This window comes from Paraburkholderia sp. SOS3, from assembly GCF_001922345.1.
In the GTDB taxonomy this organism is placed as follows: domain Bacteria; phylum Pseudomonadota; class Gammaproteobacteria; order Burkholderiales; family Burkholderiaceae; genus Paraburkholderia.
Map to the genome: position 1 here is coordinate 1,227,565 of NZ_CP018811.1, position 16,366 is coordinate 1,243,930.

Here is a 16,366-nt window from a genome sequence, read left to right on the forward strand (position 1 = left end):
AGCGCTAACGCAGCAGTTTCAGCGCGCGCGGGCCGATGTCTTTCGAATCGACGTCAATGGCTTGCACCTTGAGGACGAATTCGGCAAGCGAGGTCGATCCCATTTTCTTCATTGCCTGATTGCGATGGGTTTTGACGGTGGCCTCGCTCAGGCTCATTTGCGTGGCGATGTCCTTGTTGCGGTAGCCCCTGACGATAAGGTCGGTGACGTTGCGCTCGCGCTGCGTCAACGAGTCGTAGCAGCGCATCAGATCGTCGCGCGAGCGGACTTCTTCACGGCGCTTTCGATCGGTATCCAACGCTGCCATGACAGCATCGAGCAGGTCCTGATCGCGGAACGGCTTGGTAAAGAAATCGGCGGCGCCTCGCTTCAGGGCCTTGACCGACATTTCGATGTCGCCGTGCGCGGTGATGAAAATGACAGGCAGGCTTATGTGATTTTCGTTTAGACGCTCCTGCGCGTACAAGCCGCTTTGGCCTTTGAGTCGCACGTCGAGGACAACGCAAGCAACGGCGTCGGGCTTGTCGAATGCAAGAAAGTCTTCCGCGTTCGCAAAAGTCTCGACGCTAAAGCCGGCCGAGCGCAACAGATCGCGCAACGACTCGCGTACCGACTCGTCGTCGTCCACAACGTAGACAATTGCGTTATCGGCCCCATCGGTCGATCGTTCCTCAACCCGGTTACTCATCGGCGAACTCCTCCGAACTCCTCATCACCGCTTGTGCGGTTTGACGCAGCCGCTAGTCGGTAGAAGCCGGGTGGCGTTTCAATAGCAGGCTACCGCCGTTTATGAAGTTGCGCTTTTGCAGTGCCGCATGCTGCGCTGCGGCGTGCAGGTCGCGCATGCGCCGCTGCAGCGGCATGTTTTCATAAAGCATACTGCTACCGGCCAGTTCGAAGCAAACGTCGGTTGCGCGAGCACAGGTTGCCGCGATCCATGTCGTCGTTTGCGCGCCCAGAATCTGAAGGTCCTTGTCGTTCAGCTTTCCCGCGACGGCACGCTGCCAGTAGTTCGCGGTCTGATCGCGCAGGAACGCGCGCGCCGCTCGTACATCGGCATACGCGCGTCCGAGTTCGGCCTGGAAATACTCCGAGTCGCGCATCGGCGCCGAAGCCCGTTGCTGGCGATGACCGTTGGCGGCAAATGCGACAAGATCTTCCAGCGCGCCTTCGGCGATGCCTACGTTATTGGCGGCATGGAGCAGCGGGATAAACTGTTGTGCCGCGCCGTACAAGGGACCGGTCAACCACGGCTGCGCGCCGCTTGCGAAAAACTGGTCGTCGTCGACCCAGGCATCGCTCAACGAAATGTGGTGGCTGCCCGTGCCTCGAAGCCCCATGACGTGCCAGCTGTCTTCTACATGCCATTCGGTTGCCGGCGCGAGGAAGCCGCGCATGAGTGGCACACCGTCGGCCGGCCCCGGTAACGCAACGCCGTGTTCGCGCATCGTGCAGAGGCCTAGTATCCAGTCGGCGTGCAGGCATCCGCTGGCAAATGGCCAGCGGCCGGATACGCGCCAACCCTGTTCCGTTCGCTCGGCTGTGCCGCCCGGCAGAAACGAGCCGGCGAAGATCACATCCGGACCGTGCTCGTAGATACGCTCGTACGTGCCCTTAGGCAATTCGGGAATGACGAGTGCGGCGCCTGCGCCGATCATACCTATCCAGCCCAACGAGCCATCGATTTTGGCCAGCGTCGTCAAAATTTCTATCGCGCACGGCATGTCGAGTTCGAGGCCACCATAGCCGCGCGGAACGAACAGACGAAAAATTCCGATCGATCTAAGTGTTTCGACGAGATCGCGCGGAATCGTTCTGTGCGCGTCGAATTCCGCGGCGCGCTTCGCCACAGCGGGTGTCAGCGCTTCCAGGTCCTTTAGCATCTGTTCGATAACAGCTGTCTTCAATGTCTTCTCCTGAACCCCAGGACTATATAGGAGCTTCGTACGGTTAGTGAATGCCGATACGGCTCAAAAAGTTGCCTGGTCGGGGCGCGACTATGCCGTCAGTGATGGCAAGCGCTTTCGAGTTATCGCTGATCTGTTGAATTCGACCGATCGCGAGTGATTCCAACAGAACGTGCAAACGTTCGAGATCGTGTCTCTCCGTGAACTTATTCTTTGACTATTTCCTGCGCGCAGGCAAATCCGCAACGTCGGATGGTCGTTCACACGAGGAGACACTGATGAGACACGGTGACATTTCAAGCAGTAAGGATTGCGTGGGCGTCGCGGTCGTGAACTACCGGATGCCGCGTTTGCACACGAAGGATGAAGTCATCGGGAACGCGAGGAAGATCGGCGAGATGGTAGTCGGGATGAAGCGCGGCTTGCCGGGCATGGACCTCGTCGTTTTCCCCGAATATTCGACGCACGGCATCATGTACGACGCGAAGGAAATGTATGAGACCGCTGCGACGATTCCCGGCGAGGAGACTGAAATTTTTGCCGCGGCCTGTCGAAAAGCCGACGTCTGGGGCGTGTTTTCGCTTACCGGCGAGCGCCATGAAGCGCATCCGGACAAGGCGCCGTACAACACGCTGATCCTCATGAACAACAAAGGCGAGATCGTGCAGAAATATCGCAAGATCATGCCGTGGGTTCCGGTGGAGGGCTGGTATCCCGGTGACTGCACATACGTATCGGAAGGTCCGAAGGGCATCAAGATAAGCCTCATCATCTGCGACGACGGGAATTACCCGGAGATATGGCGCGATTGTGTGATGCGTGGAGCCGAACTCGTGGTTCGCTGCCAGGGCTACATGTATCCGTCGAAAGAGCAGCAGATCATGGTGTCGAAAGCCATGGCCTGGATGAACAACACCTATGTCGCGGTGGCGAACGCATCGGGATTCGATGGCGTGTATTCGTATTTCGGGCATTCGGCCATCATCGGCTTCGATGGACGAACGCTTGGCGAATGCGGCGAGGAAGATATGGGCGTGCAGTACGCGGAGCTCTCGATGGGCCTGATTCGCGACGCGCGGCGCAATATGCAGTCGCAGAATCATCTGTACAAGCTGCTGCATCGCGGTTATACCGGCACGATCAATTCGGGCGATAGTGTCAATGGCGTGGCGGTGTGCCCATTTCGCTTCTATAGCGACTGGATCCAGGACCCGGAAGGAACGCGCAAGCAGGTCGAAGCATTGACGCGCTCGACGCCGGGCACACAGGAGTGTCCGATCGACGGTATTCCGAACGAGGTTCCGACGCATCGGTGAACGATATCCGCGAGCGCCGTTCATGAAAGACACTCTCCAGCCGTATCTGATCGATTCGGAGCCGTACTATCGCGCGACAGGCCTCGAGGTGGACCTGTTCGAGAGCGCGTACGCGCGACGGCTGCCGATCATCCTCAAAGGCCCGACCGGTTGCGGTAAGACGCGATTTCTCGAACATATGGCCTGGCGTTTGCGCAAACCGCTGGTCACCGTCGCATGCAATGAAGATCTGAGTGCATCGGATCTGGTCGGCCGGTATCTGCTAGATCCGTCGGGAACCGTATGGCACGACGGACCGCTGACGCTCGCAGTCAGACACGGCGCGATCTGCTATCTCGATGAGGTGGTCGAAGCACGCGCCGATACGACCGTCGTCATTCACCCATTGGCCGACGACAGACGCATCCTGCCGATCGATCGTCGGGCCGAGCGGGTCCGCGCCCATCGGGATTTTCAGTTGGTCATGTCCTACAACCCCGGCTATCAGCGCGCATCGAAAGACCTGAAGATCTCGACGCGGCAGCGCTTCGTGTCACTCGATTTCCACTATCCCGAGGCCACGATGGAAGCAGAAATCGTCATGCGCGAATCCGGCATCGACCGCGAAACGGCGCAAAAACTGGTGGGTATCGCACAACAGTCGCGGGCACTGCGCGGGCATGGCGTCGATGAAGGCATCTCGACACGGATGGTGGTCCGCGCCGCGATGCTGATTGCTGACGGCATGGCTGCGCACGCGGCCTGCCGCATCGCGATGACGCGCCCCGTCAGCGACGATGCAGAAGTACTGAGCGCGCTGGATGGCTTTGTCGATGCGTTCTTCGGACCCTGACGAGCGCGGGTCTTCGCTCTATGCGAGAGGCTTCGGGCAGCACGGCGTGCGGGTCGGAAGGCTTGCGGGTGTCGCGCCGCGTGTCGACGGCGCAGACGCTGCGGATGCTGTCGCCGACGCGCGTTGCGCCGTCACGGAGACGACGATCCTGCTGCCGGTGGCCGCGCTGTCAGCGGACCACAGGCTCCTCGCGCATGCAACGATCGCACATGCAATCGGGCACCTCCGTTTCTCGCAGGCGGCACGGGACGCAGGCGGCCACGTCCCGATGATGATTGCCGTGCTTTCGATGCTCGAAGACGTCAGGGTCGAGCGTTTGATGGCGCGGCGATATCCGGGGCTTCGGTTGTTGTGGGGCCGCTTTCATCGACCCGCGCACGAGTTGCAGGCAATGGGGCTATCGTTCGCGACGTTGATGCAAAGGTTGAGTCTCGCATTGCACGACCCTGCATATCGCGACCCGCACCATTGGGTGCAGAAAGGCCAGGCTTTGCTCGAGGCCATTGGCGGTGACCTTCACGACGCTGCGCGTTTCGGTGAGGTGGGAGCCGTGCTCGCGAACGATCTTGGCCAGATGCGGGTGCGTTTCGATGCAGCGTCGTACCGGGTCGAACCGGCATACCGCGACGACAACACTTATCTGTGGCGTTTCGAGAACAGCGAACCGCAAGCCGCCATCGTACAACCCGACGATACGGTGACGCAGTCGGCGGACGCTGGCGGCACCGACACGGCAACACCGGATCGGCAAACGGAAATCGCGCATGCCCCGGTGACGTATCCCGAATGGGATTACAAGACGAACGTATTGCGCAGCGACTGGGTTGGCATCGTGGAGGGCGTACCGGTACGAACTGCCCGGCAACACGAGGTCGATTTATGGCCGCTTGCGTCGCGTCCGGAAGTGCCCGCGTGCTGCTACCGGGTGCGATCGATTCACCGCTTGCGGCGCCAGCCCGATGGCGACGATCTCGACCTCGATGCGGTGATCGAGCACGAAGTCATGCGGCGGGCCGGCCAGTCCGGAGATGGACGTGTGTTTACGAATCCCGCTCCGCGTGCGCGTGAGACGTCCGTATTGATTTTGCTCGACCTGTCGGAGTCGACGGCGCGAGCAGCGACCGACTCCGGATCGACACTGCTGGATCTCGAACGGCAGGCGGCGGAATCGGCAATAGCGGCCTTCGATAGCGAACACGTGCGCGTGGCCGTCCACGGCTTCTCGTCTAACGGGCGAAGTGAAGTGCGGTACGTACGCTTCAAGGACTTCGGATCGCACTTTAGCGCCGGGCACCGAGCCGCGCTCGCAGCGGTACGCCCCGCATGGTCAACGCGTTTGGGCGCCGCGCTGCGTCACGCCGGCGCGTGCATCGAGCAGGAATCGCACCGCTTGAAAAGCGTGATCGTGATGACCGATGGCCAGCCGTCGGACATCGATGTATTCGACTTGCGATATCTGATCGAAGACGCACGGCATGCAGTACGGACCTTGGCGCATCGCCGCGTACGGACCCACTGCATCGTCGTCGGCCTTCATGAGCGCCGTGTGGCTACCGAAATATTCGGATCGTGAAACGTTATGGCAGCCGCGCGAAGTACGTGGCTGCCGAAGATTCTCTGGAATTTACTCGAGATGACCGCTGCGTGATGTCACCGGCACCCAGGTTTTAACCACACCAAAATGGAGAGAAACATGAATTACCTCGTCAACATACTAGGCCGTTCGGGCCTTTTGAAGCACGACCTCGACTACCACCTGCTGCGCGCCGCGATGGTGGTGATCTTCGCGTGGTTCGGCTACGACAAATGGTTCAACGCCGAAATCACGGGGCTGGTTCCACTGATCACGCACGGCCCCCTTATCTTCTGGATGATTCCGGTGCTGGGCATTAGCGGCACGAGCATTCTGCTCGGAACCGCAGAATGGACTTTCTGCTCGCTACTGTTCCTTGGGTTCTGGAACAAGAAACTGGGCGTGCTGGGAGCGCTAGGTTCCACGTTCAGCTTCATCGCCACGTTCTCGATCTTCCCGTTCGCTCCAGGCGCATGGGAACCCGCTGCGGGAGGGTTTCCTGCGATGACCATCGTGTCAGCCTTCCTTTTGAAAGACCTTGTTTTGCTCGTCGTTTCCATCTACCTGCTCAAGCAGGACGTGTCCCGCGTGATCGAGGCGCGCGGCTCTGCCGATCAACGGAATCCCTCCCTCCACAAACTGGCCGCGTAACTGCGTTCGGAACCCGCTCCCTACTCGTGATTCATGTGCTTGGGGGCGGGCGTGCGTTGCACTTGCAAGATCTCACTGTGCAACGGCAACCCCTGAATCGGAGAACATCAAGCCGTACGGGTAACATCTGAATTGACCTGAATTCACGGTCAACTTGCTTCAAGCGTCTGTGATAGGTTTTTGTCCTTCGTCGCCAAATCCGAACATTTTTGACAGGACGGACCAAAATGCAAATCACTCCATCACGGACCATTCGAATTGGACGATCGACGGTCGCGCGGCTCGGCTATGGTGCAATGCGCACGACAGGGCCACTAGCATTCGGCGAACCGGCAGACCGGGCCGCGATGCGCAACGTGCTACGGCGCGCCGTCGAGCTTGGCGTCAACTTTATCGATACCGCCGACATATATGGCCCGCAGATAAGCGAACAGCTTATTTCAGAGGCGCTGTCGCCCTACAGGGAGGACATCGTCATCGCAACGAAGGCCGGCTATGCCTATGGCGGACCTAACACGCCGCCGCCGTTGCGCGCTATCGGACGCCCTGAATACATATTCCAGCAGGTGGAACTTAGCCTGCGCAATCTCAAGGTCGAAGCGTTAGACCTCTGGCAGCTTCACGACGTCGATCCGGCCATACCGATCGAAGAAACACTCGGCGCAGCGGCAAGATTGCAGGAGCAGGGCAAGATCAAGGACATCGGCCTGAGCAACGTGACCTTGCAGCATATCGAGCGGGCACGCAAAGTCGTAGACATCGTGAGCGTGCAACATCTGTTCAACATCGCATATCGTGAGCAGCAGCCGATCGTGGAATATTGCGAGGCGCACGACATGGCCTTCCTGCCTTATTTTCCGCTCGGCGGAGCGTTGATGCCGATGCCGGATGCTGCGCTTGCACGGGCTGCAGCGCGTCACGGCGCAACCGGTGCGCAGCTTTGCCTCGCCTGGCTCCTGCACTTCAGTCCCGCGATCCTGCCTATTCCGGGCACGTCGTCTATCCAGCACCTCGAAGAGAATATGAAAGCGGTCGACCTGATGTTGACGGGCGAACAATGGGCCGCCGTGGAGCGCGACATCGCCGCGGAGCGCAAGGTTGGCTAGACGTTGCGCCCCTTGGTTCGAATTCGTGGGGAGAATGTGCGCCGCATTTGCTGTCTCGTCTGACCGGCGTCAGGGAAGAAATATTCGTTGAGTGAAACCGGGAAAAATGTCTTTTAACGGTGGAGGAGTTTGGGCGGCAACACAACAGGTTCTCCCGACGCATGCCGAATCCGCATGTCGAGACGCATAATTTCTATTCATATCGGGTTAAAATCACCTTACGAGACCGGTTTTAGCGGTTAGCTGTCTGAAGCGACCGTATGTGCAAGCGCACGGTCAGGCAGGTGGCCATCGCAGTGAATCGATGCAGACGGCACAAGCCGTAGGAACGCCGGCTCGCATATGGGAGATTTCACCGATGGCCGGCCCCACGGAGACTGACGAGCCACTTGTGCGCCGTGACGGCGCCGGACTGTATCGAGGAACGGTCGGCGAACGAAAAGGTACGCTCAGAGCGACGCCCGGCGCGGGCGCTTATCGAACGGCGCAGGTACTGGCGCTTGGCCGTGAATACGCGCTACGGTCGTGTCTCGATCGCGAATGGGCGGCGATGCCCCTTGCGCAGACCTGCCATGACGATCAGACATCGCTGCTCCTGACAGACCCCGGCGGTCAGTTGCTGAGAGTCCGGTGCGGCTCGCCTTTACCGATTGAGCAGTTTTTGCCCTTGGCGGGCGCTATCGTCTGCGCGGTATCGCAAATGCATGCAAGTGGTTTGGTCCATCTGCGGATCAACCCGGACAATCTGCTAGTCGAGGCTGGAAAAAGCGATACCTTCGGCGCAACGAAGTCGGGCAGTTGCCGTGCCTGGCTAACTGGCTTCGGCTACGCGCAGCGGATCCGCGACGGTACGATTTCCGACTACGAGCAATCCGCTTCCGACACGACATCGTTCGCGTATCTGTCTCCCGAGCAGATGAGCGTCCCTCATCGCACCGTGGATGCCCGTGCAGACCTCTATGCGCTCGGCTGTGTGTTCTACGAACTGTTGACCGGCGTCCCGCCGTTTGCGGCGAGAGACGCGCTCGGATGGGCTCACGCGCACGCGGCAAGACGGCCGCTTGTGGTTCGTGCCCACCAGCCGGCGGTGCCGGAACAGGTCAGTGCGATCGTCATGAAGCTGCTGGAGAAAGAGCCCGACGAGCGATATTCCTCCGCGGTCAGTCTGCTGGCCGATATCGAGCGGTGCTCGCATGCATGGAAGCGGAACGGCACGCTTGAAGCGTTTCCGCTGAATCTGCACGACATTGCGCAGCGACTCGCCCGGTCCACGAGGCTATATGCGCGCGAATGCGACATCGAGCGGCTCGACACGGCGCTCGAGCAGGCGGCGCGGGGAGCCTCGCGTTGCCTTTTCGTGTGCGGTACCGCGGGCTCCGGCAAGTCGTCGCTCGTGCGCGAGCATCTTTCCAGACCGACCACGCGCGCGTGCTGGGCCGCCACATCGAAATGCGAGCCGGCAATGCAACGGGTGCCCTACGGAAGTCTCGTGCAGGTGCTGCATGGTCTCGTGCGTCCACTGCTAGGCGAGGCGGGTCCCGAGTTCGATCGCTGGCGCTCCAGACTCCGGACGGCATTGGAAGGGCTGGGGCGCGCGTTGTTGCCGCTCGTGCCTGATCTCGAGCGCATCGCCGGAGCCCAGCCTGCGTTGCCCCCTTTGCCGCCGCAGGCAGAAAAGGACCGCCTCCTGCGCGTAGTGGCGAACCTGCTTGGCGCTTTCGCATCTGCCGGGCGTCCGGTGATGCTCTTTTTCGATGATCTCCAATGGAGCGACGACGGATCATTATCCGTACTCGATTATCTTGTGCTGCGTGCGCCGGTGCCGCATCTGATGATCGTCGGCAGCTTTCGCGACGACGAAATCGCCGCGTCGAATCCTCTCCATGCGCTCGCTCACGACGGGAACGTCGAACTCATCGCGATGCGGCCACTGGCGGCGGCCGACGTGGCGGCTTTGCTGTCGGATCTGCTGCATGACAGTTCCGGGTGCGTTCTGCCGCTTGCACGCCTCATCGTCGAGAAAACCTACGGCAACCCGTTCTTCACGATCCAGTTTGTTTCCGCGCTTGCGCAAGAAGGCCTTATCGGATTCCAGACCGACGGTAGCCTTGTCTGGGACGCGACGCGCATTCGGGCAAAGGGATATACGAACAACGTAGTCGACCTGCTGCTGCAGCGGATCGAATTGCTTCCTGCCTCGACCAGAGAACTGCTGCACGTATTCTCGTGCCTTGGGCGACGCGCTGCCGACGACACCATTGCACTCGTTGCCAACCTGTCGGTACAGATCGTTCACGAAAGGCTGGATGCCGCGGTCAATGCGAGGCTCGTGCAACGCGTCGGCGACGCATACGCATTCACCCATGATCGTATTCTCGAGACTTCATATCTGACGCTTTCCGATGAAAACAGGCGTATGGAACTGCATCTGCAGATCGGACGGCGTCTCGATAGCCAGATCGCAGAGGCCCGCCCGGAGAACTCGCCTCTGGTCTATGAGGTCGTCAACCACCTGAACCGTGCCAGTCGCCTGGTCACGCTGCCCGGGGAGCGCGCCAGAATCGGCGCGTTAAATCTTCAGGCGGGCCTTCAGGCGAAAGCCACCATGGCCTATGCCGAAGCGCTGACCTATCTTGACGTCGCCGTGGCGGCGTTGTCGGGCGACTGCGATAAACGGATAGGGCAAACGGCCGCGTTTCATCTTGCCGAGTGCGAATTCATCACCGGCCATATGGACAAGGCGGAAGCACGGTTGTCGGAGCTTGCTCGCCGGAACGTGGATTTGCCGTTCGGTGCCGAAATCACCAGTCTTCGCGCAGCACTCTATACCGCACGAGACCGCTCGGATCTCGCCGTCCAGGTCGGGCTTCAGTATTTGCGCATGGTGGGAATCGACATGCCGGCCCGTCCTCGCGACGCCGACCTTGAAGCGGAATATGCGCGTTTCCGTGGCCGCTTGCACGATCGCACTTTCGACGACTGCCGAACGCAACCGGAGATGCTCGACCTCGTATGGCGCGGCGTGGTACAGGTGCTCGCCGATCTGATCCCGCCGGCGTTTTTCACGGCCGTGAATCTGTCGGACATGATCGCTCTGCATTCGGCGCGCATCAGCCTCGAACACGGTGTGACCGACGCGTCGTGTTACGGTTACATTTGCGCGAGCGAGGTTTTCCGGCGCTTCGACGACTACGACACGTGCTATGCGTTCGCTGAGCTCGCCATGCATCTGGTCGACGTACGCGGCTTCGATCGATACAAGGCGCGCGTGCACATGTGTTTCGGTCTGCAGCAATCGTGGTCGCGTCCGGTGCGCAACGCGCTGCCGCACATCCGCGGCGCATTCGATGAAGCGATGCAAGCGGGTGATCTGACGTTTGCCGCCTACTGCCGCCGCAATCTGATCTCGCCGATGCTGGTCTACGGCGCCCCGCTTGTGGAAACGCAGCGCCTGGCGTACGAATCGCTCGCCTATGCGCGCGACACGAAATTCGATCTGGTTATCGATGCAATTCGTGCGCAGATCACTTATATCGACACACTCCGCGGTACACCACCCAGTGCTGCCTGGTGGACGGATGACGAGGCAGATCGGCATACGAACCGGCCGATCTCGGTCTTCTCGTACTGGACTCACCGGATGCAGGCCCATCTTCTATTCGGCGACATCGCCGCCGCGCTCGATGCGGATGCTCGCGTGTCCGGGCTGCTCTGGTCGTCGGGCGGTCATTTTGAAACTGCGATTTTCGTGCTGCATAGCGCGCTTGCGCATGCTGCCGCCTGCCGAACGAGCGTAGGGGAGGAGCGAACCCGCCACCTCGATACGCTCCACTCGCGCATGCGTCGGCTGTGCATCTGGGCGCGCAGTTCACCGAACAATTACCGCCACGGCGCAACGCTCGTGGCTGCCGAAATTGCGCGAATCGAACACCGTGCGGCCGATGCAGTACGTCTCTATGAGGAAGCGATCAGCGGGGCTCGCGAGGAGGGCTTTCTCAACGACGAAGCGCTCGCTAACGAACTGGCTGCCCGGTTTCACACGGAACTCGGCTCGAAAACGAGCGCGCGCACTTACCTGCGCAACGCCCGGTACTGCTACGCGGCATGGGGCGCCGATGCAAAGGTGGCACAGCTGGATGCGATCTCGCCCGATCTCGCGGCATCGGACGGCGCCGGCATGTTCTCCGATCTGGTAAGCCAGCTCGATGTTGGCGCAGTCGTCAAGGCAACCCACGCGTTGTCGCGCGAAATCGTATTGGCGCGCCTCGTAGAGACCTTGATGCGGTGTACCCTCGAGCACGCCGGAGGGCAGCGTTGCGTGCTGGTTGCCATGCAGGGCGACGTCTTGCAGATCGAAGCCGAAGCCAGGGTACGCGACGAATCGGTCGAAGTCGTCATGCGATCCGGCGCCCCGACTCCGGCGGACGTGCCGCTGTCGCTCGTGCACGCTGTGATCCGCACGGGTGAAATGCTCGCGCTCGCGGACGCGCGAGACGCTCGCGAGTGGTCCGCAGACCCTTATATACGTGTGGCGCAACCGCGTTCAGTGCTGTGCCTGCCGCTGCTGAACCAGTCGCGCATCGTTGGCCTGCTGTACGTCGAGAACAACCTGGTCACGGGGGCATTCACGCCGAAACGGACTTCCGTACTTGGCGTGCTTTCGACGCACGCCGCGATTTCGCTCGAAAATGCCCGGTTATACGCGCAGCTGATCGAAGAAAGCGCGCGGCGCGAAGAGGTCTCCGAGCGCTTACGGCAAACGCAGACCGAACTCGCGCGCGTTGCGCGACTCACGACGATGGGCGAACTCGTCGGGTCGATCGTGCACGAGGTCAATCAGCCGCTTGGTTCCGCGCATACGAGCGCCCAGGCCGCGCTGCGCTGGCTGAATCGCGATGAGCCGGATGTCGGAGAAGCGCGTGTGTCACTGGAGCGGGTGGCTGCCGCTACAACCCGCGCGGCAACGATCGTTCGCGGACTGCTTTCGCTTGCGAAGAAGTCGCCGCCCGAGATGAAGCAATTCGACCTCAATGAATCGATTCGCGAGGTGCTGCAGCTGCTGCGTCGCGAGATCTCGCATCACGGCGTCGATGTCGACGTTCGGTGCGTCGCAGGCGAACTGATCGCCTATGGCGATCGCGTTCAGCTGCAGCAAGTCGTGCTGAACCTCGTCGTCAACGCAATGGAGGCGATGTCCGATTCGCCGCCGACGATGCGCAAACTCCAGTTGGCTTCCAAAGCAAACGGTCAGGGCCGGATTCTCGTTTCCGTCTCCGATACCGGGCCCGGCGTCGATCAGGCCGTATCCGGTAGAGTGTTCGAGCCGTTCGTGACGACGAAGGGCACGGGGATGGGCATGGGACTATCGATCTGCAGATCGATCGTCGAAGCACATGGCGGAGAATTGACGGTTTCGTCGAATACGCCACATGGCGCCCGCTTCGAGTTCACGATCGGGGCCGCGCCTGATCGTGCTGCCGTGTGATTTTCGACGGCCGCCGTTGCCTCGTCGGGCCGCGTTTGCGGGCCGTCTCAGCATGAGGATGTACCGGCGGACGCCACTTTCCCGCGCTCGCGGCTGCGGGGTGCGGGCCAGTCGTGATTCGGCGCGCATCCCGCGTCAGGCATCGATTCGCAAGCGTTGTTCAATTCACCGTCGATTTGAACTGTTGCAGCAGCAATGTCGCGATGGCGGACGGATCTTCATCCATCAGCCAATGCGAACGCCCTGCCAGTTGAACGAACGTGTAGGGCCCGGTACAAAAAGTCGCAGTGGCGCTCGCCGCGATCTTGCCGAGGTAGGCGTCCGCGGAACCCCAGATATAGGTGGTCGGCACGGCAATATTGCCGAGCGGCACAGTCAGATTGTCGGCGCGATAGTAGTTCAAGGCGGCCGTCAGCGCGCCCGGTTGCTGCAATTGCTGCACATACGTCGCGGCGTTGGGCACCAGACCGTTATACGAACCCGTCAGGTTCGCCGCATTATTGGCGAGCAGGAAGTTTTCACCGGCCGGGGCCGGCTGGTCGAATATCTGAATGTACGACGACATGGCCTGCTGCGATGCGTCGGTCGACAACGCGTAGGTGAAAGCGTCCTGGTGCGGCGTCGACAGGATCGATAGCGACAGCAGCACGCCGGGGTTGTTCTTTGCGAGCACCCAGGCGACGGATCCGCCGCGATCGTGTCCGACCAGATGGAACTGGCTTGCGCCGAGCGCTTGCGCAAAGCCCAGCACGTCCGCAACAAGATTCGCTGGCGAGTAGTCGCTCACGTTGGTCGGCCGCGCGTTCGGCGAATACCCGCGCTGATCGACGGCAACCGCGTGATAGCCGGCTGCGCCGAGTTGAAGAAGGATCGGGATCCACGACTCCTTGTACTCGGGAAAGCCGTGCAGACATAGCACGAGCTCGCCGTTGCCCGGTCCGGCCGATAAGGCGTCGAACTGAAGGTTTCCTACCGTGAGCCCGATCGACTGCAGAGTGCTGCTTTGCGCCGCGGCTGGTCTTGCCGCCCCGAACGATGTGGCTGCCATCAGAAGTCCGGTTTGGACCATGAAGTCTCGTCTGCTTCCCATGATTATCCTTATGCGATGGATTGATAGGGCGTCGCGCAAAAATGCGCGATGCGGGACGCCCGTGTACTCGACGTTCTTGTCGAGCCACGCATGAGACGCTTCGGAATGGGAAGTTATTCCTTCATTTCTGTCGAGCCAGCTAAAAATAAGGCGGAGTAACCTGTTATTTGCGGATTACCGGTTATTCAGAGGCGATCCGGTTATGCGTCGATATTCAGCTTTGTTCCATTCAGCTGTGACCGAAGTTATCTAGCGGGGCTTGAAGATCTGGCGATGCCATTCGATACGTCGAAGAGTCTACGGGTCTGTCAAGAACGCATGTATTTCAGACACGACCGCAGCGCCCTCGCCGACCGCGGATGACACTCGTTTGATCGACGACGAACGTACGTCGCCGACCGCGAATACACCCGTCACGTTGGTCTGGAAGGCGAACCGGTGCCCGCGTGCATCCCGCCGATCGGTATTGCCGGTGAGCACGAAGCCCTTGTCGTCCACTTCGACGCCGCACCCGCGCAGCCAGTCAGTACTGGGTTCGGCGCCGGTAAAAAGAAAAAGATGGCGTGTGCCGATCGAGGTGCGGCCATGTGGCGTGGCGAACGTCACTTCGCTTAATCCGTCCGCATCGCAGTCAACCGATTCGAGCGCGCATCGGGTGTGAATCGACACGTTCGAGAGGCCCATCACGCGCGACATCAGGTAGTGCGACATCGTGTCGGCGAGGCCGTCGCGTCGAATGAGAACATGAATACGCGATGCGTAGCTGGCAAGAAAGACGATCGCCTGGCCTGCCGAATTTCCGCCTCCGACCAGCACGATCTCGCTGTCGCGGCACAGGCGGCCTTCGATCGAGGACGCCCAGAAGTACACACCGCGACCGTCGACGCGCTCCAACCCGTCGATATGTGGACGGCGGTACGACGCGCCGCTGGCAATCACGACCGTACGCGCTGCCGCCACCCGGCCGTCTTCGATTTCGATCTCGAGCGGCGATTTCGCGCAATCGAGTCTGACGACGCGCGACTGGATTACGATATTCGCGCCGAACTTCACGGCCTGTTCAAAAGCGCGGCTCACCAGCACGTGGCCGGAAATGCCGGTGGGAAAGCCGAAGTAATTTTCGATCCGGGCGCTCGCACCGGCCTGGCCGCCGAAATTCCTTGCATCGAGCACGAGCACCGAAAGTCCTTCCGACGCAGCGTACACGGCGGACGCGAGGCCCGCCGGACCCGAGCCGACCACGACCATGTCATAGATGCGCCTTTCGTCGAAGCCGGAGAGGACACCGAGCGCCGCGGTCAGTCCAATCTCGCCGGGATCCTGAAGCACTTCGCCGTTCACCAGTACGACCGCCGGCAAGACCATGCCGTCGAGCGAGATTTTGCCCCGCAGTTGCGCGGCGTCGCTGTCCGATTCGGGATGCAGAACGCGATGCGGATGATTGGCACGGCGCAGCGTATCCGTCAGCGCCAGCAGCTTCGGGTCTGTTTGCGAGCCGATCAGCACCGGGCCGCAGCCATTCTGGATCAGCCACACGCGGCGCAGGATGAACGCACGCATGATCTCGGAACCCAGCTGCGCCTCGGCGATCATCAGCGAACGTAGCTGCTCGGGAACCACGAGGATTGTCTCGACGTCGCTGACGGCGAACGCATCCACGAGGTACGGTTTGCCGCTCAAGGTCGCGGTTTCGCCGAGAAACTGCTTTTCGCTAACCACCTCGAATACCTGCGACTGACCGAGGCCGTCCCGCGCGCGGATCTCGACTACACCGCTTGTCACGACCCGCATGCCTTCGCTGGGCTCGCCTGCGCGAAACATCGTACTGCCGGCCGGCCAGTGCTCGGTGGGGCCGAAATGCGCAATCTTCGCGAGGCGCGCGTCGCTCAGATACGGATACATCTGGTATTTGCGCCGCTCGATCTGCGTGCGCTGCGCCGCTTCTTCGACGTCGTAGCGGTCCGGCACGAGACCTCCCAACGTAACCGGTAAAACATCGGTTTTCGTTTTGGAGTCTTGGTCCGATGTCACCGAAGAGATCCGGTCGTTTTTGACGCGGCTGGAGTAAGACATGGTCGCTCTGTGCGGGTGTTTGAGGAAGCCGTGCCTCACTGTCCGGTAACGATAGCGGGCTGGCGACTTGGCCACTACGATATCGCAGCATCGCTTTGTTGTCAGGCACCCCTGTCGGAACGCCTATTTAAAGGGGCTTTGCACGATAACCTTGCAACATGCGGTTGATCTGGCCGGTCGGCGCGGCGCGCGCGGTGCACGTGACCGACTCTGCCGGGAACACTGTCGTTTTTGACACGGCGGCCTGGAATACATCCTCGATCGAACTTGCGGCCAGGGCTCGTGTTAGCCGGCCTACGTTTCCACGGTTCGAAGCAACGGAAGGAGCTTAGT

General features: G+C 60.8%; 10 protein-coding genes. 6 read left to right on the plus strand and 4 right to left on the minus strand.

The window, feature by feature from the left end; translation table 11 throughout:
• Positions 1-4 precede the first annotated feature (4 nt).
• On the minus strand, positions 5-688 hold the full coding sequence (locus tag BTO02_RS05640) for a response regulator transcription factor (protein WP_075156205.1): 684 nt from the start codon (positions 686-688) through the stop codon (positions 5-7).
• Positions 689-740: 52 nt separating this feature from the next.
• Positions 741-1,907: an acyl-CoA dehydrogenase family protein gene (locus BTO02_RS05645; RefSeq protein ID WP_198039196.1), complete on the minus strand. Its 1,167-nt coding sequence runs from the start codon at positions 1,905-1,907 to the stop codon at positions 741-743.
• Between the two features lie 278 nt (positions 1,908-2,185).
• Here BTO02_RS05645 and BTO02_RS05650 point away from each other — a divergent pair, with 278 nt between their 5' ends.
• The 6 genes from BTO02_RS05650 (at position 2,186) to BTO02_RS05675 (ending at position 12,870) form a co-directional block, all read left to right on the plus strand.
• On the plus strand, positions 2,186-3,223 hold the full coding sequence (locus tag BTO02_RS05650; protein ID WP_075156207.1) for an aliphatic amidase: 1,038 nt from the start codon (positions 2,186-2,188) through the stop codon (positions 3,221-3,223).
• Positions 3,224-3,245: 22 nt separating this feature from the next.
• Positions 3,246-4,055, plus strand: coding sequence for a CbbQ/NirQ/NorQ/GpvN family protein (locus BTO02_RS05655; RefSeq protein WP_075156208.1), 810 nt, complete (start codon positions 3,246-3,248; stop codon positions 4,053-4,055).
• Complete coding sequence (locus BTO02_RS05660) at positions 4,036-5,628, plus strand: nitric oxide reductase activation protein NorD (protein ID WP_075156209.1); 1,593 nt, start codon at positions 4,036-4,038, stop codon at positions 5,626-5,628. The genes BTO02_RS05655 and BTO02_RS05660 overlap by 20 nt, the downstream gene beginning before the upstream one ends.
• Before the next feature lie 120 nt (positions 5,629-5,748).
• Positions 5,749-6,279, plus strand: coding sequence for a YkgB family protein (locus BTO02_RS05665; RefSeq protein WP_075158622.1), 531 nt, complete (start codon positions 5,749-5,751; stop codon positions 6,277-6,279).
• A gap of 227 nt (positions 6,280-6,506) precedes the next feature.
• A complete protein-coding gene (locus tag BTO02_RS05670; protein WP_075156210.1) occupies positions 6,507-7,385 on the plus strand; it encodes an aldo/keto reductase in 879 nt (292 codons plus the stop codon).
• A gap of 550 nt (positions 7,386-7,935) precedes the next feature.
• Entirely contained in the window at positions 7,936-12,870 is a 4,935-nt protein-coding gene (locus BTO02_RS05675) for an ATP-binding sensor histidine kinase (protein WP_232243509.1), read from the plus strand.
• Between the two features lie 160 nt (positions 12,871-13,030).
• Here the strand turns inward: BTO02_RS05675 and BTO02_RS05680 are convergent, their stop codons facing one another.
• Positions 13,031-13,918 (minus strand): alpha/beta fold hydrolase, encoded by an 888-nt coding sequence (locus tag BTO02_RS05680; RefSeq protein WP_075158623.1) that lies wholly within the window; start codon positions 13,916-13,918, stop codon positions 13,031-13,033.
• Positions 13,919-14,257: 339 nt separating this feature from the next.
• Positions 14,258-15,991, minus strand: a complete 1,734-nt coding sequence (locus BTO02_RS05685; protein ID WP_232243460.1) for an FAD-dependent oxidoreductase — start codon at positions 15,989-15,991, stop codon at positions 14,258-14,260.
• Between the last annotated feature and the right edge of the window lie 375 nt (positions 15,992-16,366).